The sequence below is a fragment of the Erythrobacter sp. K21-9 genome, from assembly GCF_055808355.1.
Genome location: NZ_CM147866.1, coordinates 591,221 through 612,446, shown reverse-complemented (window position 1 = coordinate 612,446; position 21,226 = coordinate 591,221). Strand labels below are relative to the sequence as shown.

General features: G+C 58.4%; 19 protein-coding genes and 3 pseudogenes. 6 read left to right on the top strand and 16 right to left on the bottom strand.

Annotated features, from left to right (window positions below; all coding sequences use genetic code 11):
• Positions 1-6: 6 nt before the first annotated feature.
• The 4 genes and pseudogenes from AC0L39_RS03130 to AC0L39_RS03115 all read right to left on the bottom strand — a co-directional run.
• Positions 7-286 (bottom strand): annotated as a pseudogene (locus tag AC0L39_RS03130) (IS110 family transposase); the annotation flags it as partial.
• Between the two features lie 957 nt (positions 287-1,243).
• On the bottom strand, positions 1,244-1,768 hold the full coding sequence (locus AC0L39_RS03125; protein ID WP_473260673.1) for a tyrosine-type recombinase/integrase: 525 nt from the start codon (positions 1,766-1,768) through the stop codon (positions 1,244-1,246).
• A 24-nt stretch (positions 1,769-1,792) separates the two neighbouring features.
• Complete coding sequence (locus AC0L39_RS03120; protein WP_473260671.1) at positions 1,793-2,221, bottom strand: CopG family transcriptional regulator; 429 nt, start codon at positions 2,219-2,221, stop codon at positions 1,793-1,795.
• Positions 2,222-2,233: 12 nt separating this feature from the next.
• The gene (locus AC0L39_RS03115; protein ID WP_473260669.1) at positions 2,234-4,261 is read right to left on the bottom strand and encodes a conjugal transfer protein TraG; all 2,028 of its coding nucleotides are present in this window, start codon (positions 4,259-4,261) and stop codon (positions 2,234-2,236) included.
• Positions 4,262-4,494: 233 nt separating this feature from the next.
• Here AC0L39_RS03115 and AC0L39_RS03110 point away from each other — a divergent pair, with 233 nt between their 5' ends.
• The 3 genes and pseudogenes from AC0L39_RS03110 (at position 4,495) to AC0L39_RS03100 (ending at position 6,561) form a co-directional block, all read left to right on the top strand.
• Entirely contained in the window at positions 4,495-4,911 is a 417-nt protein-coding gene (locus AC0L39_RS03110; RefSeq protein ID WP_473260667.1) for an MbcA/ParS/Xre antitoxin family protein, read from the top strand.
• Positions 4,908-5,622: pseudogene (locus AC0L39_RS03105) on the top strand (RES family NAD+ phosphorylase). The gene AC0L39_RS03110 and the pseudogene AC0L39_RS03105 overlap by 4 nt, the downstream one beginning before the upstream one ends.
• Positions 5,623-5,880: 258 nt before the next feature.
• Entirely contained in the window at positions 5,881-6,561 is a 681-nt protein-coding gene (locus AC0L39_RS03100; RefSeq protein WP_473260666.1) for a class I SAM-dependent methyltransferase, read from the top strand.
• Positions 6,562-6,771: 210 nt separating this feature from the next.
• Here the strand turns inward: AC0L39_RS03100 and AC0L39_RS03095 are convergent, their stop codons facing one another.
• Complete coding sequence (locus AC0L39_RS03095) at positions 6,772-7,983, bottom strand: DUF3363 domain-containing protein (RefSeq protein WP_473260664.1); 1,212 nt, start codon at positions 7,981-7,983, stop codon at positions 6,772-6,774.
• A 430-nt stretch (positions 7,984-8,413) separates the two neighbouring features.
• Entirely contained in the window at positions 8,414-8,746 is a 333-nt protein-coding gene (locus AC0L39_RS03090) for an HU family DNA-binding protein (protein WP_473260662.1), read from the bottom strand.
• Positions 8,747-9,222: 476 nt separating this feature from the next.
• Between AC0L39_RS03090 and AC0L39_RS03085 the strand changes: the two genes are divergently transcribed.
• Genes AC0L39_RS03085 through AC0L39_RS03075 form a run of 3 tightly spaced genes read left to right on the top strand, consistent with a single transcriptional unit; the run spans position 9,223 to position 11,380 of the window.
• Entirely contained in the window at positions 9,223-10,134 is a 912-nt protein-coding gene (locus AC0L39_RS03085; protein WP_473260660.1) for a cation:proton antiporter domain-containing protein, read from the top strand.
• Complete coding sequence (locus AC0L39_RS03080; protein WP_473260658.1) at positions 10,131-10,943, top strand: NAD-binding protein; 813 nt, start codon at positions 10,131-10,133, stop codon at positions 10,941-10,943. The genes AC0L39_RS03085 and AC0L39_RS03080 overlap by 4 nt, the downstream gene beginning before the upstream one ends.
• Positions 10,944-10,957: 14 nt before the next feature.
• Positions 10,958-11,380: a universal stress protein gene (locus AC0L39_RS03075; RefSeq protein ID WP_473260656.1), complete on the top strand. Its 423-nt coding sequence runs from the start codon at positions 10,958-10,960 to the stop codon at positions 11,378-11,380.
• 104 nt (positions 11,381-11,484) lie between these two features.
• On the opposite strand, the gene AC0L39_RS03070 is transcribed toward AC0L39_RS03075, so the two are convergent.
• From AC0L39_RS03070 to AC0L39_RS03025, 10 genes and pseudogenes are all read right to left on the bottom strand, one after another.
• Entirely contained in the window at positions 11,485-12,540 is a 1,056-nt protein-coding gene (locus AC0L39_RS03070; protein WP_473260654.1) for a BLUF domain-containing protein, read from the bottom strand.
• 418 nt (positions 12,541-12,958) lie between these two features.
• Positions 12,959-13,600 (bottom strand): hypothetical protein, encoded by a 642-nt coding sequence (locus AC0L39_RS03065; protein ID WP_473260652.1) that lies wholly within the window; start codon positions 13,598-13,600, stop codon positions 12,959-12,961.
• A gap of 213 nt (positions 13,601-13,813) precedes the next feature.
• Positions 13,814-14,086 (bottom strand): hypothetical protein, encoded by a 273-nt coding sequence (locus AC0L39_RS03060; protein WP_473260650.1) that lies wholly within the window; start codon positions 14,084-14,086, stop codon positions 13,814-13,816.
• A 275-nt stretch (positions 14,087-14,361) separates the two neighbouring features.
• Positions 14,362-14,667: pseudogene (locus AC0L39_RS03055) on the bottom strand (transposase); the annotation flags it as partial.
• A gap of 397 nt (positions 14,668-15,064) precedes the next feature.
• A complete protein-coding gene (locus AC0L39_RS03050; RefSeq protein ID WP_473260649.1) occupies positions 15,065-15,379 on the bottom strand; it encodes a P-II family nitrogen regulator in 315 nt (104 codons plus the stop codon).
• 41 nt (positions 15,380-15,420) lie between these two features.
• Positions 15,421-16,431, bottom strand: coding sequence for a sodium-dependent bicarbonate transport family permease (locus AC0L39_RS03045; protein WP_473260647.1), 1,011 nt, complete (start codon positions 16,429-16,431; stop codon positions 15,421-15,423).
• A gap of 119 nt (positions 16,432-16,550) precedes the next feature.
• Positions 16,551-17,420: a LysR family transcriptional regulator gene (locus AC0L39_RS03040; protein ID WP_473260645.1), complete on the bottom strand. Its 870-nt coding sequence runs from the start codon at positions 17,418-17,420 to the stop codon at positions 16,551-16,553.
• Between the two features lie 102 nt (positions 17,421-17,522).
• Positions 17,523-18,263 carry a phosphate-starvation-inducible protein PsiE gene (locus tag AC0L39_RS03035; RefSeq protein ID WP_473260643.1) on the bottom strand — a complete coding sequence of 247 codons (741 nt, stop codon included), beginning with the start codon at positions 18,261-18,263 and terminating at the stop codon, positions 17,523-17,525.
• Positions 18,206-19,456 (bottom strand): PepSY-associated TM helix domain-containing protein, encoded by a 1,251-nt coding sequence (locus tag AC0L39_RS03030; protein ID WP_473260641.1) that lies wholly within the window; start codon positions 19,454-19,456, stop codon positions 18,206-18,208. The genes AC0L39_RS03035 and AC0L39_RS03030 overlap by 58 nt, the downstream gene beginning before the upstream one ends.
• A complete protein-coding gene (locus tag AC0L39_RS03025) occupies positions 19,443-21,194 on the bottom strand; it encodes a TonB-dependent receptor (protein WP_473260639.1) in 1,752 nt (583 codons plus the stop codon). Before AC0L39_RS03025 ends, AC0L39_RS03030 begins: the two co-directional genes overlap by 14 nt.
• Positions 21,195-21,226: the final 32 nt, after the last annotated feature.

Genomic DNA, 21,226 nt, shown 5'->3' with positions numbered 1-21,226 from the left:
CACCGCTCAGGCGATACGCGCTGTCTTGTTTGCAAGCGCCACGGTTGCGATCTTCGTCGGCTTGCGCACGAGAAACTATGCCATCCAAGCTTGGCGAGAGGCATCCTTGCGCGCCATGCGCATCACTGCGGTTGCGCCGACAACAAGCAATTGCCGGAGGTAACCGTCGCCCTGATCGGCAAAGCGACGCGTCTGGAACGGCAGCGGCAATGGCGGATGCGGTAATGGAGCCAGTGCCAAGGATAGTGGCGGGGCGCCGATGCGCAGGCTTCCATGCCGACCAGGCAGGGTGGCAGATCCGAGAAGATGCAAATTACTTCAGAGCGCCGCAACTTCCGTCGGACGAGAATCTCGCCATCGCTCCCAATTGCGTGCACCTGAAACACGTTCTTCACCAAATCCAACCCAATGGTGACAATCTCTCTTTTCATGTGTGAAACGTCAAAGATGATGTCAATTTCAAGCCGCGCAGCACAGTCTTCTCGCCGAAATTGATGTCCAGCTCCGCTCTTCATTGCTGACGTCCCCAACCTCTCCGGTCGCGCTTTCTTTTTGCTCATGCCGCGGGCTGTAATCTTTGCCCCAGCTTTGATAGGGCGCGTAGCAAGGAGAACGCTCATGCTCCTTCAGAAAATCTTCGGTCAGCTAAGTTGCTCCGACATTGAGCGGAGCACTGAGTGGTTCGCAAAGCTGTTCGGTCGTTTACCGGAGAAAGCCCCTATGGATGACTTAAAGGAATGGCACCATGGAGAAAGCGCTGCTTCCAGCTCTTTCGGAACGAGGCCGACGCGAGGCATGGATATCTTACGCTTATCGTCAGCAACATCGAAGCGGAGTTGAAACGCTTGGCCGACGCTTGACTAGATATAGGTGAAACGATGGCTGGAGATACAGCAACGATCTCTCATATGAGTGATCCTGACAGGAACACTGTGGTCCTAGCTCAGCCAAACTCCGCGTAGCCCAGAATTGCTCTGTCGATTTCCCAGCCCAAAAGCGACGAGTAGGATCACGAACGAATATCTCTCAGCATCAGTGCGGTCGCGTTGCTCTCCGGCGCAAGCTTACGGTACCGTAGCGCAGCGCCATAGCCGTCGACGTCCAACGCAGCGCTTGTGCGATCGGGCCCGCATCGGCCCCATTCGCAAATAGGTCCTGCGTCAGGCCCACACGCAGCGAGTGCGTGCTGAGCCTGGAAACCGCCTCATTAAGTGCGCTACCATACAATTCGACCAGCCCAAGATCAGCCGCGCGCAGAGCAGTGCGTTTGATAATCAGCCGAACTGCGAGCAGGAGTGAGCGCAAGCTCACCAATCGCATAGCTGATCGACGCAGCCCGTGCTGCCCGCCCGTACATTCGCTCATCGGTAAGCTCCGCTCCAGAAGCCAAACTGCCGATCCGCGCCGGACGCTTGGCTTCTCTTGCCTTTCGCCGGCGAACCGAAACCCGCCGGAACACCGGCCCTGAGCGAATTCCCGATACCTTAAGCCAGGCGGCGATCCGGCGCATGCTGTCGGGCGAGACCCAGGCATAAGCGCCCTTCCCTGCTTGGTCGGTCTTCGACGTGGGAATGAAAAGCCTTCCAGCCTCGAGATCTTTCTCAGCTCGACCGATATGTTCGACCTTTACGCGCACCAGCTCAGCAACACGGAACCCCGTATCGTAACCAAGCGAAAGCAAAGCCGCATCGCGTAGCCCGGTTGGATCTGTGTCGCGCGCGGCGAGCAGCGCAGTCAGCGTGATCCCGCGCTCGACGGCGGCGCGCATCCGACAGGCGTTCGGGAGTACCGCTCATGATGGGTCTCCCGCATGATCGGCGTACGGCAGTTCGGGCGGCTTAAAACTCTTCTCGCCGCTCGCCATTGCTGCACCGACGCGCTCGACAAAGGCGGTAAAGCGCTCGCGCGCCTGCGCGCGGCCCGCCGCATCGTTCTCAGCCAAGGGCGGCGTGACCGCGAGTTCGTAGCGAATGAACAGCGCGAGCGATTCGAGCAGCACATGGCCGTCGCGCTCGATGCGCCCCAAAGCCATCGACATCCGGTCGAGCCGATGCGCGAACTTCATCTCCAACTCGCTTGCCGCTTGCCGGTTGAGCCAGGCGGTCAGCGCATCGGCGAGGATCGAGGATTTGGATGCGCCGGGCTTCGCTGCGAGTTTTTCGAGCCGCTCACTTAATTCTTCGGGCAGAAATAGCTGGTGGCGGACTTTGGGAGTTTTCATCGCGCGCACCCCTCAGAAATTCGGCAACGGATCGCGGTCCGTGCTCTTGTTAAGGGCATGTGCGCGCACCACTGTACGCGCGTGGCTCATGGCGCGGGCCTCGACCGCTGCGTCGGGTTCGTCTTCGAGGCCCAGCGGATCGATTTCGACCGGCTCTGGCGCCTGAGGTTTCGCTTCTTCGGCGAGGCCCGGATGGCGCTGCTGCTGGAGACCGCCTTCATTGGTCTCGCTCTCGTCGTTCGTCTGTCCAGCGAGCCGCAAATCGGGCATCGCGTTGATGCCCTCCCACGGGTTGGGGCGCGGCGCAGGCCGGTCGGGATAGGCTGCTGGAGGTGTCTTGGAGTGGTCTCGGAGCAGGTCTGGAGCGGGTCGCGTCCGGGACTGGAAGTTGCGGTCTTCGTAATAGCGCAGCTTTTGCGCGCGGATCGGCGGCGTGCCGGCGATCATCACCAGCTCGTCATCAGAAGGAAGCTGCATCACTTCGCCCGTGGTCAGCAGCGGGCGCGCGGTCTCCTGCCGGCTGACCATGACATGCGCGAGCCAGGGCGCGAGCCGGTGTCCGGCATAATTGCGCATCGCGCGCTGCTCGGTCGCGGTGCCGAGCGCATCGGAAATGCGCCGCGCGGTGCGCTCGTCGTTTGTGGCGAACGCCACGCGGACATGACAATTGTCGAGAATGGCATTGTGCTCGCCGTAAGCCTTCTCGATCTGGTTGAGGCTTTGCGCGATCAGGAACGCGCGGATGCCGTAGCCAGCCATAAAGGCGAGCGCGGTCTCGAAGAAATCGAGCCGGCCCAAAGCCGGGAACTCGTCGAGCATCAGCAGGAGCTGCTGCTTGCGCGCGCTGTCTTCCAGGCTTTCGGTCAGCCGCCGCCCGATCTGGTTGAGCACAAGGCGCACGAGGGGCTTGGTGCGGCTGATATCCGATGGCGGGATCACCAGATAGAGCGAGACCGGCGTCTCGCTCTCGACCAGATCGGCAATACGCCAGTCGCAGCGCGAGGTGACTTCGGCGACGGTGGGATCGCGATAGAGCGCGAGGAAGCTCATCGCGGTCGAGAGCACGCCCGAGCGCTCGTTCTCCGACTTGTTCAAGAGCTCGCGCGCGGCTGATGCGACCACTGGGTGCGTTGTGGGCGCTTCGGGAGTGCCGAGATGGTTGGTTGCCATCATCCGGCGCAAAGTCGCGGCAAAGCTGCGCTGCGGATCGGAGAGTAGGGTCGCAACGCGCGCGAGCGTCTTCTCCTCTTCGGCATAGAGGACATGCAGGATCGCGCCGACCAGCAGTGCATGCGCGGTCTTTTCCCAATGGTTGCGGCGTTCGAGCGCGCCTTCGGGATCGACCAGGATATCGGCGATGTTCTGAACGTCGCGCACTTCGTGGGGGCCGCGGCGCACTTCGAGGAGCGGATTGTATTTGGCCGACAAGCGATCGGTCGGATCGAACAGCAGGCAATGCGAGAAGCACGACCGCCAACCTGCGGTCAGCTCCCAGTTCTCGCCCTTGATATCGTGTATGACCGCCGAGCCGGTCCAGCCGAGCAGGGTCGGCACGACCAGCCCGACGCCCTTGCCGCTGCGGGTCGGCGCAAAGGCCATGACATGTTCAGGACCATCATGGCGCAGATAGCGGCCTTCATGGCACCCGAGGAATACGCCGGCATCGCCGAACAGTCCTGCGCGCGCTGCTTCTTTGAGGCTCGCCCAGCGGGCCGAGCCATAAGTGGTGACATGGCTCGATTGGCGCGCGCGCCAGATCGACCCGGCTATCGCGGTCGCGCAGCCGAGAAAGCCGCTCGCCCCTGCCAGCAGGCCGGCGCGATTGAAGATCGGCCGCGCATAGGCTTCATAGTGATACCACCAGGGGAAGATCGCCCAGGGCTTGTAGAAGGGCACTTCGAAGGCGATGAACCATGGGCTGCCCAGCTGCGCCTGATACCCGAGCTGCGCCGCGGTCCATTGCGTCGCTGCCCACACGCCCGCGATCACGATCGCGAAAACGATCAATATCTGGCCGATCAGCAGCTTGGTGGGGGTCATGTCTCGCTCCCGGGATTCGCAGTACCGGGAGGATCGCTCGTGCAGGCGCATGCGCGTAGCGCGCGTTCGCCGAACGCAGATGCCTAGCTGCCGCAGCTCGCGCGAGATGGGCTGACGGCACCCCCATAATGCACCATCAATGGTGCATGTCCGACAGTGAGCTCGTCCCCGATATGTCGGATATTGCCATTTGGCATGAAGTATCCTATATAATGCCATATAGGAGCACGAAGATGACCGCCATTCAGCCCGTCGACACCGCCGTTCGCGACTTTCGCCCGCTGCCGATTACCGACGAGGAAGCGGCTGCGATGTTTCGTGCCGTGGTCAACCTGTTTGCGAAATGGGATGTAACCGATGAACAGGCCTCGATCCTGCTTGATGTGCCGGTGCGCTCCTACCGCCGCTGGAAAGCCGATGGCGCGCCTGGCCGGATCGATCGCGACACGAAGGCAAGGCTCTCCAACCTCATGGGTATCCACAAGGCGCTGCGTTACATGTTCCGCGAAACTCAGCGCAGCTATGCCTGGGTTCAAGCGCCCAACAGCGCGTTCCAGGGCCGTTCGGCGCTCGACATCATGCTCGGCGGCGAACTCACCGATCTCATGCGTGTGCGGCGCTATCTTGATGCCGAGCGCGGTGGGTGGTGAGCGATATCGCGGAGATCCCGCAATCGCATATCGAATGGCCAAGTGCGGTACGGATCATCCGCTCGATCCACCCGCCGATCGATTTGTTCGAAGACATCGCCGATCCGGCCGATTGGCCACTGCTGATTTCGAGCGAACAGAAGACCAATCCGCGTCTTGTCGAGAATATCGGCAAGCTCGATCTCGTCCCGCCTGAAAGACGCGTCGGCGGGCAGGGCGCGACCTATCTGATGGCGCCCTTTACCCATCTCAGCCTCGACCGAGTCGACCCGGTTCAGCGATGGCAGCTTTGGCGTGCTCTATGCCGGTCGGCACTTCGAGACCGCACTCCTCGAAACCATCCATCACCATGCGCGCTTCATGGCGCGCACCTATGAAGCGCCCGGTTGGACGTCGCAATTTCGCGAAGTGCTGCTCGATATCGATGTCAGGCTGCACGATCTGCGGGCGGAAAACGATGGTCATGCCGCATTGCTCGCGCCTGACGACTATTCGGCCAGCCAGGCACTGGGACGAGAACTGCGCGCATCCGGATCGGATGGGATTGTCTACCCCAGCGTTCGCCATGATAGCGGGGAGTGCGCTGGGCTATTCTATCCAGACCTTGCCGCCAAAGCGCGGCAGGGTCGGCATCTTGACTATCATTGGGATGGCGAACGCGTGGACCTCTACCGCGACAGCGGGAGCGGGGAGGTGTTTAGGATTGTGTGAAAGCGTCAAAAGTCTGAACGGGGCGAGCAGCTCAAGTTTTTGGGCCGATTGCCGAACAGCCGCTTTTGGCGCGGCCATCGGGCGAAGCGGACGTTCCGCTAACGACCCAATAGCCGCCGGTTTCATAAAGGTTGCATCCTCAAGCTCTAGATGGCCAACCGGGCCGCAAAAGATCAACAGAGGGCGGTAGTTTTAGGAGAAAGGCGTGAGTCAACAAGCGCAGGAACCTGGCTCTCCGTGGCCCTTGGATATTGAGCCATGACCGATGACCGACCGACTTTGCGGCTCGATGTCGAGGGGGCGTACGACCTCTGGGCAGCAGTGTATGACGACGTGCCTACCTCACTTGTGGTCGGGGCTGAGGAAGTAGTCGCCGGTTTTGCCAAGCTGGTGCACGGCCGAGACGTCATAGAGCTTGGATGTGGGAGCGGTCGCAATCTCGCAAATTTCGCCAAACAGGGCGCTAAATCACTGAGCGGTATTGATGCATCGTCCAAGATGTTGGCAAAGGCGGTCGAGGTGGCGAAGTCGGCATCGTTAGCGCAGGGCGACTATAGCAAAATTGCACCGTTCGCCGAGCAGAGTGCGGATTTCGTGTTGTTCTGCTTGACCCTCGAACACATAGAGAATCTGGGTGAATCACTGCTCGAGGCCGCACGTCTGATGCGGCCCGGCGGCTATGTGGGAATAGTAGAGATACACCCTGAACTTGCCAGCAAAGGCGTAAAGGCCTGCTTCGAAACTCCCGAAGCGCTTGTCGAAATGCCGACGTTTTTCCATCCTGTCGTCGATTTCGAGCAGGCGATTGGTGCAGCTGATCTCAAGATCATTCAGCAGAAAACTTGGCGTCGCAAGGATTTCGCAAACCCCCACCCGAGGATGTTAAGAAGGCCGCCAGAAACGCCTTATCTTCTTGAGATCTTGGCGCAGAAGTTATGAGATGACCCCTCGCCATTCATACGTCGCCCAGCTTCTAGCTGGCGTGCCCGGTTTGGCTAATCAGGATGTGCAACCTCGTTTTCTGACATTCAGGAAACCACCCAATCTCAGACGATAGAACGATAGCCCGCTTCTCCTGAAAGCATTCATTCGGCTATTGGGTTGTTGGAGCCCGGCCTCGAATGTCCGAGATTGGGGCGCGAAGCGGACCTAGCCGATTGAAGGTCCAACGCGACCGCGACTCAGGCTCCAACTAACCCCTTCGCCACGCAATATCCCCGAGACTGGTTTCCCGACGTGTCGATCCAATACCGGCTTCCAGGGCGCGAGGGTAAACTCCTTCGATTGCGTCACGAGCGCATAGCGACCGCTCGTCATATCGATACGCTTGCGCAGAACGCCTTCGATCTGCTCACCCGGTTTTGCCTCCTTGAACCTCTGCCCTAGCTCGTCTGACAGCTTCCTCGCCACGCGCATAAGCTCGCGGCGCCGAAGGGCCTCCATTGTCCCCTTCCGAAGTTCGATCTGCTCTCCCCGCTGTTCAGCTAAGCCCTGACCCACAAGCCATTGCTTGCGGGCTGCCGTGGCCGCTTTCACTTCGCGGTCGAACCCTGAATCGCGAATTGGTAATGGGTCATCGACCGCAAGCTCCCGGTCGAGCCAGGTGGCCGCATCCGCTTCCGGCAGCTGCTCCAGCGGAAGCGGCGACAAGGTCTCGACAGTGACGGGCCGGTCGCGCGTGCAGCGCGCTTCATAGGCGGCTGCGTTGTCGAGATGGTCATCTGTAATTTGCCAAGTTCCATCAGCCTCGCGGGTGACGCTGCGCATGAGGCGCCGCATCGCTTCGAGGCGCCGGACATGCGCTTGTGCAAACTCTTCGCTCGCGTTCGGGTCATGTCTCAGATGCGCGTCCACGCTGTATCGCCCGTCATTAGCGGCTGCGACTTCGGTAATAGTGCGATCGGACTTTCGCACACCCCCGCCGCAAGGCTCGATGCGCACAATCGATCCCTCGGGAAGGGGTTCCACCGCATCGCCCTTGCCGATCCCGACATAGTGCGTGCGCCCATCAACGCCGTCGATGATTAGGTAATGGCGATCGTGCAATTCGTCGGCCAGCCCGCGCGCAACGACGCGACCGACAATGGGCGCAGCCTCTTTGCTCGCTGGATTATAGATGGAGCGATTGGCTGGCGCGCGATCCAGCTTTGCCGCGGTCAGCTCGCGCTGCATCGTTCGAATGATGTCGCCGCGCTCGCCAAGATCGCGCAGCTCGTTCTCCATGCTCTCGCCAAGCTGCCAGTTCCCGCCGCCGACATCTTCGGCCAGACCGAGCTTGCCGAGTTTCTGCAATCGTCCCGCGCGCAGCGTCTGCTGGAATGGATCGCGGTGGCTGGCCGATACCAGGCGCCGCTCGTCCATCTGTCGCAGCAAACGGCGGTCGATTGCAGTCAGTCGTTTTTGACCAATATCGTGCCGCAGTCGTTCCTCGATTTCGAGATCGGTGCGGAAATCACTGCGATCCGAGACCAGCTGCTCGAATGATCACAACCCGCGCCTTGTTGCGGCAATCGTAGTAAGAGGCGGGGTGTGTAGAGAGCCGGTATCGGACCGTTGGTGATCGAGTTCCGTAATGGGTCAGTGGACGTTCGACGTCCGGCCCAGATGCATGCAAAGAGAGCCAATCACGGTTACCCTTTGAGCGGATTTGTCCCAGAGTGGAGATGCGCGGCCAAGTGTCTCGCGTGTGTCATAGGTGTGTGCAAATTAGATAATGCGACCCGACGGGCTCGGACTTCGTTTCGAGCCCAACTCTCGAGCCCCGCCTCTGAGCGGGGCCCTTTTTTGCTATCTATCCAATAGGCGGCATTGGTTCACGGACGGAATCGCGTAGGGCCGCGGACGGTTTGAAAACTGGCATATTCGAAGCCGGAATCTTTATTGACAAACCGCTGCGAGGATCACGACCGATGCGCTCTCTTCGCCGTCGCACGGTGAACGTCCCGAACCTGGCGATATTCACGTCCTCACCCTGCTCCAAGCATTGGGCGATTCTCGACAATAAACAATTTAGCGCAACATTAGAGTGCGCGATTGAGATGCCCGTCTCACCGGCAATGTGACGAACAAGATTGGCTTTGTTGATTGTGGATTTAATCAATGCAGAACCCTCAATACGCTTCATTCGCATGTCTATATGACACTGAGATTACTGGTCTTCCTTTGGCGGAATTTCTATCGCATATCGCCATCATGGACGCGAAGACTCTGGAGATTATCGATTCGTGCAAGGCCGCACTTTCTGGTCGGAAATTCGACAGCGCGGCTTTCATTTCCAAGTTGCCCGAGCCTTGCCACCTCAGCCAAACGGAGAAGGCTGCCTGGATCAGTCTTCGTTATTGGGATCATGATACGGGTGACCGCGAGATCCATCCCGCTATAATCCAGTCGAGCAGATCGCGATTGCAAGACTTGCTGGCCTCTCTTGATGCTGGACAGGGATGAAACCCTTGGAACTGTGACAGGTCAATGAGAATCAGAGGCTAGGACCATTATTGGCGAACGCTTCTTCTTTCGCCCTTGTCTCTCGGAACACTTCTATGCAGCGCTGCATCGGCGACTCTGCTTGCAAGTCGAGCGGCTTTGCCCGAACAAGCAGTCATGGAATCGCACGTCCATATCCCCTTTTTGCGAGAAGTGCTGCTCTTCCTTCTCGCAGCGGGGATCGCGGTTCCGCTGCTCCAGCGATTTGTGAGCCCGGTGATTGGCTATTTTATTGTCGGTAGTGTCATTGGCCCCTTCGGACTAGGCCTGCTTGCTGATGTTTACGAGCCGGTTTCATATCTCGTCATCACTGACGTTGATGGCGTGACTGTCCTAGCCGAGCTTGGTGTAATCTTTCTTCTATTTGTGATCGGCCTTGAACTCTCTTTCGAGCGGCTTTGGACTATGCGAAGGCTCGTCTTCGGCCTGGGAAGCGCGCAGATACTCATTACGGGTGCGGTGATTGCAGCAATTGCCATGTTTTGGGGAAATGCGACCGCTACCGCGATCATCTTGGGAGCATGCCTCGCGCTGTCCTCGACCGCGATTGTCACACAGTTGTTGATCGAGGGAGGACGGTTGGGCACGCCGAGCGACCGCGCGACTTTCTCGATCCTGCTGATGCAAGACTTGGCCGTCGTTCCGATCTTGTTCGCGGTGAGCGTGCTTGGCACGATGGCGATCGATAACGTCGCGCTCGGTTTTGGGCTCGCCGTCGCAGAGGCGCTCATCGTCATAGCGCTGATCTACCTAGTTGGTCGGCTATGCTTGAGGCCGCTTTTGCAGCTCGTCGCACGTACCGAGAGCCGCGAGGCTTTTGTTGCAATTACCCTGCTGATCGCAGTGGGCACAGCCGCGCTCACAGGCTTCGTCGGACTCTCGATGGCCCTCGGCGCGTTTCTCGCCGGTCTCCTGATTGCCGAGACTGAGTTCCGTCATCAGGTCAAGATCGACATCGAGCCTTTCAAAGGGTTGATGCTCGGTCTTTTTTCCTTTCGGTCGGCATGGGTATCGATTGGCGGATTGTGATTGACAATCCGCTTTGGATCATCGCTTCGGCGATCGGCCTTATCTTCATCAAGATCGCGCTCAATTTCGCGCTGTGTCTCGCCTGGCGGTTGCCAAGACACCGCGCAGCAGAAGTAGCGATCCTGCTCGGTCAGGCGGGCGAATTCGGCTTTCTAGTCATCGGGCTGTCGGTCACGGTTGGCCTCTTGCCTGCGGAAACCGGGCAATTCATGCTGATCGTCGTAGGTCTCACCATGCTCGCTACGCCCGGCCTCGATGTGCTTGCGCGCCGGGTCGCCGCGGCACTTGAGCGCGGCGTACCGAAAACGGGTTTTGAAGAGACGCCGTGGGCCAGCGAGTTAGGCGGACACGTCATTCTGGCAGGCTATGGCAGGGTCGGGGCAACGATTGGCAAAGTGCTTGATCGGCAAGACATTCGCTACGTCGCAATCGATCGCGACCCGGAGATTGCGCGCAAAGCCGCGAACGAGGGCCGGCCGGTGCGCATGGGCGATGCCTCGCGGCTTGACGTCTTGCGTGAGGCGGGTCTCGAAAAAGCCTCAGGCGTGGTGGTGACCATAGGCGACAAGGATGCGACCGAGGCACTCACCCATGAGATCCACCGGCTCGCGCCGCGCGTCCCGATCTTTGCCCGCGCACGCGATGTCGGCCACGCCGACAAGTTGCTCGAAGACGGGGCGAATGTCGCTGTGCCTGAGACAATCGAAGGCAGTCTGCGGCTCGCTGAGCTGCTGCTCTTGGAGTTCGGGACAGATAGCGACGTTGCCAGTCGCAGCGTCGAACTCGAGCGCCCAGTCAAGGAAGTCTGAGGAAGGATGCCGCAATGTATCGGTCCGTTTTAGTCGCGCTCGATCGAGAGGACGAGGCCGGAGCGCAGTTGGTAGCGACACGATACCGATCATTGCCCGAAGTCCAACCAGTCGATATCCATCTGGTGTATGTTCGTACGCCGCTGCCGCATTCATATGTGCGAGAACTGCCACGACACTGGGAAACAAACGAGCGAAGCGAAGCCGAAGTGTGGCTTCGTCAATATGCCGAGCAGTCTGGGCTGTCCGCTTCCTTGGCAGGCGTTCACGCTCCTTCCGGGTCGATTGCGCGGGAGGTAGTTGAGCTTGCGCGTTCCCTGAATGTCGAGGCAATCTGGGTGACAGCACACCGGATGGATCTCAGCTCGTCTCTTGCTCGGTACCAACACACAAGCAATCGTTCGGGATGCACCATGCGACGTCTTGGTAATGCGTGAACTCAAGACGTAGGGGTCGAGACCAGTTGCCTGCAGTCGCGGCTCGTCCGGCAAGGCCGAGCGGCCATGGCGAGCGTCTAGGCGCACATGTTGACAGGTTGAGATCACCCTTGACGAGGCTGCTGACGCTTTTGCCTGATGAGCTCGGCGATACGAATGCTCGATCCGGCAACAGTTTTTCGGGCATGATCTGCTCCAACGCTTTGCGCAGTGGCGGCAGCATCCGCAAATAGCCGGCCTCCGACAGATATCACCGTCAAACGATCGGGTGCAGCAAAACGGCTCCGCTCGATCGTTTCGCGCAATTTCGCTATGCAGTGCTCACGCGGCAGTGCTTCGGACAGCCCGATATCGAGCGCATCCGGCTGCTCGGAGGCGAGTTGATTGGTTAGCGCCTGGTCGCTGTCGGGGAATGCCAAATCAACATGCCAGCCCGCATCGGTAAACAGATCGGCGAGCAACGAAGCTCCTAGCGAATGTGGCTCTCCTGGCGCACTGGCCAGCAGAATGCTGTACTGGCTCTGGCGAAGCGATGCAGGCGTCGGGCTGTGGCGTATGGCATGACCGGCGAGCTGCAGCATGCTGAGGCCGATAGTCAGATCCAGTTCGGAGCAATCATCAGAAAGCCATGCATCGCCAAGAGCGCGCGCAGTCGGTTCGATCAGATGTGTGAGGATCGAATCCCCATCGCACCCCCTCTCGGCATGCGATGCGATCAGTGTGTTGATGCCGATATCGTCACCGTTCAGCACAAGATCGATCAGATCTGGCACTTGCGACGTGAGTTCGTGTTCTGCTTTGGCCCGCTGCACATCAACAATTCCGTCGTCGTCCCCATGACAGCTTAAGAGGTCCCAGCCGCTGAAGAGTTTAGCGGGAATGATGTGTTCGCTTAGAATCTCGATATCCGTGTGACGCGTATCGCGGCTGATTGACGTCCAGAGCACTTCCAGACTGGCAGGAGGGCCTTCAAGGGTCTGGAAAAAGCGGTCCCTATCATAGAGAAGCATGCCTGTGACGCCCAGGCTGCGGTTTCGCTCGCGGGCTTTCGAAGTCAATTCACACAAATCAGCCGCAGTCGGTCTGGCAGTAGCCCTGCTCTGATAAGCTAGGCTGCTGGTCCATTCAGCAGGCTTGGTCTCGACGGTTTCAGTCTGCATAGACACGCCAGGCTCCCAATTCATGGTCCGGAGATTAGCCATTTTGCGAACCGCCGCGCTCGTCAGGCTCTAGTGACCGCTCAGGAGCGGTATTGCTTCTCACAACCGCACCTTCAACTAGCGCGGCTATGGAGACCTCAGCAGACGCACAATCCTGCGCCCGGGCCAAACGTCGATCGCCTCGATTCGATCCGTGCGAAAAGCTGCATGCCGCGCGCTATCCTGTCAAGGTATGCGGACATACTATACTTGAGAACGCAGCATGGATTCGCACGATAAATCCGAGCGTGATAGGCCGGTTGAAATTGCTGAGAAGATGATTGAGGCGGGCGCTGTGACGTTGCGCGAGCACACTTTCGGCGAGCCTCTCGCTGGGGTCGCTGAAGAGGTCTATCTCATGATGGAGCTTGTGCGAGGTTCAGGTGGGGATTCTGCCAACTAAACTTCGAAGACTATTTAGATATTGCTCACCAGCCTGAGCCGGGTCTTGAGGGTCAATATCTTCCCCCATGAAGGTATCTGGCAGCTTGAATGTATTATCGCGTTTGGTGTCAGTGATGATCTTGGCAAGCTCAACGTTTCCTCCCGGTGTGATTGTGATCGAGCTGTCCGGCCTGATCGACTCTTCAAGTAGAGGGTGGATATTTGCGCCTTCCGAGTGGAAATCTATGAGGCCTCCTGGCCCAGTCAGAGGTATTGGGTCGGGACCATCGTTTTTCCGAGTGATATTGCTTATTGTTACCTCGTCGCCCGAAATTGCTGCCGCATCTGATGAGGGTTGATGCTCTGCGATATTTCGCGCTTGATACATGTATTTGAGGAAAGGTTCTTGCCGGGATTTTCTCCGCTCTCCGCCATACCATTGGCGTCCCTGCGGGGTTCTTTGGCATTCGCCCTCGATGAAGTGGATTATTCGGCCAGTTGAGAGGAGGAATTGCTCCCATTGAGCAACAGCCTCTCCCGGCAAATGCGTGTTCCTCACCAACTTAAGTAGGCGTTCAGATGCGTCCAATTCATTCAGGATTTTCCGCGTGGCTTTATCTGAGAACTTTATTGACATGATAGACACCAATCAATGTGAAGAAGATGAGGTGCTAAAGCGAATGCTGAACGCCCCGCATGAGAAGCATAAACCGACTACTCCGCTGGGGAAGCGGCGGCGAAAGGACCGTGAAGATGAAGTAGGTCGAACGGCAGGGTGAATTTGTAATTCAACCTGAGACACATCGAAAAATGGCAGCCCTTGAGTAGGGTACGGGCCGCTAAGTCATAATCAGTAGCTCAGATTCTTTGCCAACCAGTCGTTCACGTCACTAGGACCGCGCCCTGAATAGGGCTTCTTGAGAGTAATGACGTAAAGGGTGTCGTTGCTGTCGATCATGGGTTTGAAATAAGCCCTGACGTCATCAGGGGCCTGGTTTGTGTCAATTGCGTAACTTGACTCAGAGAGTTTGGCCCACGCTCCATAACCGTCATTGAGGTGCTTGACGATCTTGGGACGGGTTGTCTCTTTGTTGAGGTCGTAGGTGACCAGCAGATTAGCCATTATTTATTCCTTTGAGTTGCACTGCAAAGGATTGACCAAAGCGGGCCTATTCGGCACACAAGAATTCCAAACATGAGGTCGCTCCTAACCAGCGATTTCTAGATAGGCCGGGTCCCCCACGACTCGGCCTATTGCTATTCTAGGGAATCAATATCAGAATCGGAGGCAGGCGCGTTGATTCAGGCGGGGATAAGCCGTGCAAATTGCGAGTCTAAACAGGAGATTAGCGTGTCCACCGCTTTCGGCGCTCGCCAATCTTGCGCGGAGGATCAGGCCTAAGCGGCGACTGCATCGCCAATACGCCGATAGGTCAGGCGCTTGCCAGCAATACCCTTGAGGGCAATGTCGGTGCGCTCACGGTCTTCGATACCGCGACCCGAACAGTTGGAATAACGGAAGTCAAACTCGGCAAAGTAGCGGTGCAGATGCTTTTGCCCGCAATGCTGATAGATGCCGCGCATACCGCGCTTGAAAAAACCAGAGAAGCCTTCAACCGTGTTGGTGTGGGCGGTGGGATCCGATGCGCTGACATATTCGTCTTGCGTGTGGTTCACCAATTCGTGCTTTGCGAAGTCCTGACCGGGGCGATGCTTTGCACTCTTGAGCCGCTTCTGATCGTCACCGCTCTCACAATGAGGGCACACAGGACCATGCCGGCCAGCGCAGGTCTTCGAGATACATGCGGGCGATGTCTGCGTCTTGGAAACGGGGCTCAAATACGTTCGTGTTTGTAATGAATTCACCCTAGCAAGGGGGTGTGCTTTGTTAAGTATATAATGTCCAGCTACGCGGACAGCATGGTCCGTCGCCTTCTTGTTTGAACGAGCAATGGCCGACGGTGCGCTTCGCGTTTGGAGGTCATCCAGCGACGTTGCAGATGAGACATCGCAGCTTCAGCAACAGGTCTGATGACCGAATATCTGCTGTACAAATCCCGCGCGTCAAAACGGAACGGCATTGATCTCCCCTCCTGTGTCCTCAAAACCTTTCTGGGCGCAGGACTTCTGCAGGCGTGATGTAGATGATCCCCGAATTCTCCTCAAAATAGGTGTCGGCGATTTGCTGGGCGATTTCGCGCGCGTGAGCACCGTCTGCCATGACGAATTCGATCCGCACGATATCGAAATCGCGGACGATCGAGGGGCGCTCGTGCGTGCGGGTGAAGTGGCGGCCTTTGCCGCTGCCCTCGACGATCGTGTAGCCGGTTGCCCCGCTCTCACCCAAAAGCTGTATGATCTTGTCCTGGAGCAGGCGCTCGGCAATAATAACAACGGTAGTTGCGTGGGTGGCCATGATTAAATTCCTCGTGAGCGATCCTGTTTACTAGCGCTGCGTCACAGTCCGAAAGTCAGTTCAGCGAGCGCGATGAAGAGCGGAACGCACACCGCTATCGCGATCGGTGTCCCTATGCTGGTGGATGCACCGATAAAGGACGACGGATTGGCGGTCGGTATACCTGCGCGGAGCGTCGGCGGCCCGGAAATATCCGAGTTCGATGCGGCAATCACCGCGAGGATGACGACACCGCCTGGGCTGAAACCGACGAGGACATGAGCCACATAGCCTAGCCCGAACCCGATCAACCCGTGCAGGATCGGTGCGATGATCGCATAAGCCACATACCATTGCGCCACTTTGCGCAGTTCGGACAGCCGCGACCACGCCTCCATGCCAAGCACCAACATCAGAACTGACAGAAAGCCGCGAAACAGCAAATCGTAAAAGCCGTCATAGAGACCCTCAGGCTGTGCGAGGAAGCCGATCACAAGGCCCAGAATGAGCGCTGACAGGGCCGAGCCGCGCAGAGATTCCGCAATGATCGCGCCGATCCGGATCGGTTCACCGCTGGCGGCTTTCTTCTTCTTCTTTGCATTGATGCTCGCCAGAACGATGGCGAGGACCAAGGCGGGGATATCCATGAAGGGATAGAGCGCCGGCGCCCAGGCCTCGAAAGCGATATCTCGTTCTTCCAATGCAACCATAGCGACGGCGAGCGTCGAGGCGCTCACCGCGCCAAACAGACCGGCGGTCGCCAGGGCGTCGTCGCGTCGGATACTTGGCAAGCGCGCAAGCGTCACCGCGCCGATCAACACGCAGATACAGCCGATCACAGCGGCGAAGAATGCAGGAAGGGCTAAAGCGGCGAGGTCGGCCTCGCGTATTTCCATGCCGCCGTGAAGGCCGATGCTCATCAGCAGCATAAAAATGATGAACCGGTAGACCGCGTCGGGAATGGCGAGTTTGCTGCCGGTGGCGGCCAGCGCCATCCCGCCGATCAGGAAGGCGAGAGAGGGAGACTGGAGTTGTGAAAGGAAACTCGCGGCAAAGGTCGCAAGAAGGTCCATGAAGTGCAGGCTCCTGAGCAAAGACAAATGATTGCCGCGCTGCTAGATGACCAACATACTATGCGTAAAATAGATTGTTTGTAACAATTTGATGCCTAATAACGAACGATGGTGCCACACTAGGCTCGGGGAAACAGGCGCTCCAAGGCGGGGTGCGGAAATCGATGTTTCAAAGTCAGAATCGAAAACCGCTCGGTAATATTGGGAAGCGGGCGCGCCTCGATAAGCCGGCCCGAGGCCAGTTCGTCTGTGACAACGACGGGAGGCAAGACCGCAAGCCCAATGTCTGCGCGCGCCAGAAGACGAAGCATGGCCATATCGTCTACTTCCGCCGCAATCCTGATCGGCAAATCCTGCTGCTCGACCAGAACATCGAAGCCGTTGCGAAATCCGCTGTCCCCTGTCGGCAGGATCAAAGATTCGCTGGCAAGAAGATCGAGATAGTCCGTTCGGTCTGCGACGCGCTCCGGCGAACCGATTAAGCTAACCGGCTGTTCGTCGATGACGCGGGCGGTCCAGTTGGTCGTCGCGTCGCGCAGCGGCACCTGGTTTACCAGAACGAGATCGAGCACATGCGCTTCGAGCGCGGCGAGCAGGTCGGACAGCGAGCCGGATCGGATGACGATGCGAAAGTCGCCATCCGCAAGCAGCGGATCTAAAAGGCTAAGCTGAAAATTACGCGACAAGGTCGATAGCGCGCCAACTCGAAGCACCCGCGTGTCCTCGGCATCGCCTTCTTTGAGACGCCGCACAAGCGCCTCTCCGTCGGTGAAGATCCGTTCGCAATATCCAAGTGCGATTCTACCGGCAGCGGTAAGCACCAGCTGCCTTCCACGGCGTTCAAACAGCGCATGTCCAAGCTGCGTCTCGAGCTTCTTGATCTGCACCGACAAGGCCGATTGCGACACGTTCAGACGCTCCGCCGCCCGCGTCAGGTGTCCTTCCTTGGCGACGGCCCAGAAGTAGCGCAGATGATTGTAATTGAGCATGAGCGAAATCGCTGAAACCGAATGAAGGCGAGCGCTTGTTATCTCGGGACGAATGATTTCGCAATCCGATGAGCGAGCCGCACGTGCCTCAAGCCGTGTCGACTATTCAGAGCGTATGCGTGAGATCACTACCGCCGCGACAGCAAGCAAGAGGATCGCGCCCGCTTCAAAGAGAACATTTTCCGGGGCCATGTCTTTCCCCTGGAGCACGATCAAGCGAGAAATGGCCGTAATTGCGATGAAGATCGGAAAAACGAAAAAGGATCCTTTGCCAGTGTAGAACACTCCGATCATCACAATGACTTCGGTATAGAGGAACATCAGGAGAAGGTCCGCCAATTCAATCGTACCTCGATCGATTACGGTCCATACCTCGACTCCGACTGCGGCGAGAGTCATGACCGTCGTAATGACGAGGAGAAGTCGTTCTACCGCCTTGAAAATCCTTTGAGCTGGCTCGGGCTCGCTCCTCGAACCATTTTCTCCGATCTGCTCTGTCTGGGGTTCGTCCATGTCAACGGGATACAGCACCTGGTGCCAATTGACGAACTCGAAGCCATTTGAAGGGCATGTACAGCTTTCTACCAGCTGCCAGCCGCATCCGGGATGCACTTTCGAAGGGTGCGAATACGATGCTGGATCGACGATCATAAGTCCGCGTTCGCGAACGAACAATTTGATTGCAGACTGTCCCTTTCCTGGCCCTTCCCAGATCAGCGGCGCGAAGAGCGACCGACGAATTGATTTTCTATCCACCCTATGCCGCCTTCCGGCACGGCCCTTTTCTACCAAAACATGAACGCGATTACCGGAACGGCGGAGACGAGCAATACGCTCGGCCATTTCCAGACGCCGAGATAATCAAGAAATGACAGATTAATGCCGTCACGCACGGCGACGCGCGACCGTTTCGCATAGATGTAGGCCCCGGTAACAGCGAGCCCCGTCAACATCAGGCCGAAAGCAGCCCAGAGAAGCTTCGTGAACAAACCGCCGAACGTGCCGAAATGCAATGGATCGGCAGTGTGAACGAGCCGCTCGCCCACGTCCATTTCATGGCCCGTGCGTTCGCCGATGATCCGGTCGGTCGAAGGATCGATGAACACCGCGTCGGCGCGTTCGCGAACGAGATTGGCCTTCCAGTGGCCCTGCACGATCAGGGGGTCGCCTTCGGAGAAGGGCAGAAAGACAGCCGTTATGGCAAAGCCCGGTTTGCGCTCACGCGCCAACAGCGTCCATAGCGCAATGTCCTCCGACTGAACTGTTCCACTCGCTAGCGGCGCTTCGATTCGAGGCGTTTGCGAGTTCATGTCTGGGCCGAGGCGCTCATAGAAATAGAGAACAGAGGTGAGCGCAATCACCGCCACAAACCAGACCGACCACAGGCCTACTAGGCGGTGCAGATCACCCATGAAGGTTCGTATCGTATGGTCAGTACGCGGGCGTTTGAAGAAGCCGCGCCAGAACTTCTTGTAGACGAAGAGGCCGGTCACCAGCGAACCGAGCAGGAAAAAGCCGAGGCTTGCGACGAGATAAAAGCCGATGTCGAAGGGAAGAAACAGGTAGTAATGAAGGGCGCGCATCACATCCTGCAGGCTGCGCCCATATTCATGGCCAGTGACCTCGTTGGTGCCGGGATCGACATAGATCTCGAAGCTCACTCCATCGACGTCGGTCGCGGTCACCTTCTTCGCAAAATGACCGCTATCACTTCGGTCATAGGACCCGATGCCGTCCAGTTGCGCATCGGGAAAGGCCTGGTGCGCGGCGGCCCACATCGAGGCCCAGTCTTCGGTTCCTACCTCGAACGAAGTGGCGCGGACTTCGGGTTTATAGAGCCATTCGATCTCATGCGAGACGCTGGCAATTGTTCCAGTGAGGCAGACAAACGCAAGAAACAGGCTGACATTCAGTCCGAAGAAATTGTGCAGCCAAAAGGCCAGCGGGCGCGGCTTGCGTCGGCCCGCTGTAGATGAGCAAAGAGGCGATCGTTGGCGTGCCTCTTTGCTGGGCAGGGTGCGCTCAGAAACTCGCACGAACACCCAACGTAACGCGCCGTCCGGGTGCCTGATAATTGGTCAGAAAGCCGCGCACCTGCACAAACGGATTGACGTAAGCTTCGTCGAGCAGATTGTCTGCCGCTAGGTAGATTGTTGCCGGCCCCAGATCGTAGCCCGCGCTTGCGCTGACGAGAGTGTACGCTTCGGTATCGACCAGCCCGATCTCTTCCTGCGTTGGAGAGAAGTAGGACGATGAGCCGAAATGCGTGATCTGTAGGCCGAGGTCGAACGCCTCGACCGGCTGCCAGTCGGCGCGCGCTGTGACGCGAACCGGTACGGCCCGCTCGGTGCTGAAGTCGATGAACTCGCCGCTTTCCTGGTCCCTGACTTCGCCGCGTTGCAGCGTGAAGACACCCGACAGACTGAGTGTTGGGGTCACCGCCAACTCTGCATCCGCTTCGAATCCATAAGCGCGTTCCGGTATACGCAAGGGGATTAGCGGGCATACCTGCTGACCTACGCAGCTTGGATCGGGCTGGAATTGCGCCGAACTGGCCGATTCGGCGTAATAGGCCGCAAGACCGAAACGCACCGGTCCAAGCCGCCCGCGGGCACCAATTTCATATTGGTCGGACGTGGCTGGCGCGTTGGATATTGCGCCGGGATCTGGGGCACCCCTCGCCGCGCGGCCCAGCTGCGACAGTTCGGCGCCCTGCGTGAAGCTGGCATAGAGCTGGATTTCATCAACGATGTCGTAAACCGCGCCGATATTGAACAGTGCTAGGTCGCTATCAGCAAAATCACCCGGCGTGGCCGCCCGAGGAAGGTTGGGGTCGAAGCCATCTTCCTCGATCGCCCCCGAATACCATTCCTGCCGCACACCTCCGCTAAGCGTCAGCTGATCGATTTGGTATTCGATCTGACCGAATACAGCCGTGGTTTGGAGGAAGAAAGCAGGGGTGATGTAACCGGTGATAGCTCCATTCGCCGAAGGGTCGACGATGAAGCGCTGGAAGTCATTGCGGGTGTAATCGACGCCGTAACTCGTCTTCAGATCGCCGCTGCCGAGCGCGTAGGAGCGCACGAGCGTCGAACGTAGGCCCACGCGTGAGTTCGTACGGTTGGAAGCGAAGAAAAAGTCGCCATCGGCGGCATCGAAGAAGTTGGCGCGCTGGATGATTTCCTGATCCTGCATAAATAGGCTCACCGTCACGTCATGCGCGAGCAGCTCCGGATGGGTGTAGCTGAGCGCGGCGGTGATGTTGCGATCACCCGCCTGGTCGAGAAACGGGTTGGGCGTGATCGGCACCACGGTGCCGATATCGGTGCCGGGAATATCGGTGCCGTCGGCATCGAATTGGCGACCGGCTTCTTCATCGTGAAACGTGCCTGTAACGCGCAGTTCGCCCATCCCGATCCGCAGGCCGAGGGAGGTGGTCACGTCGATGGCTTCAAACGCACGCGATACCGTGGGGCGACCTTCGGCATCCCGTTCCAGCCCGCCATCGGTGTAGCCGAGGCCGACATAGAAATCGAAGTCGCCAACCTGCTGACCGATGCCAGCAAACAGATCGGTGGTGAAGGTGTCATCCGTATTGTTGGTGTTGAAGCTGGTCTGCGCGACGGCATCGACCTCAAGCGTTGGGCTATCGCCGCGCCGGGTGATGAGATTGATGATACCGCCAGGCGAACCCGACCCGTATAGCGCCGTCCCGCCGCGAACCACTTCCACTCTTTCGAGCGCGAAGGGGAGATGGTGAAGGGCCCGGTGCAAGATCCTTGGCGCAAATCCTCGTTGATCGGGAC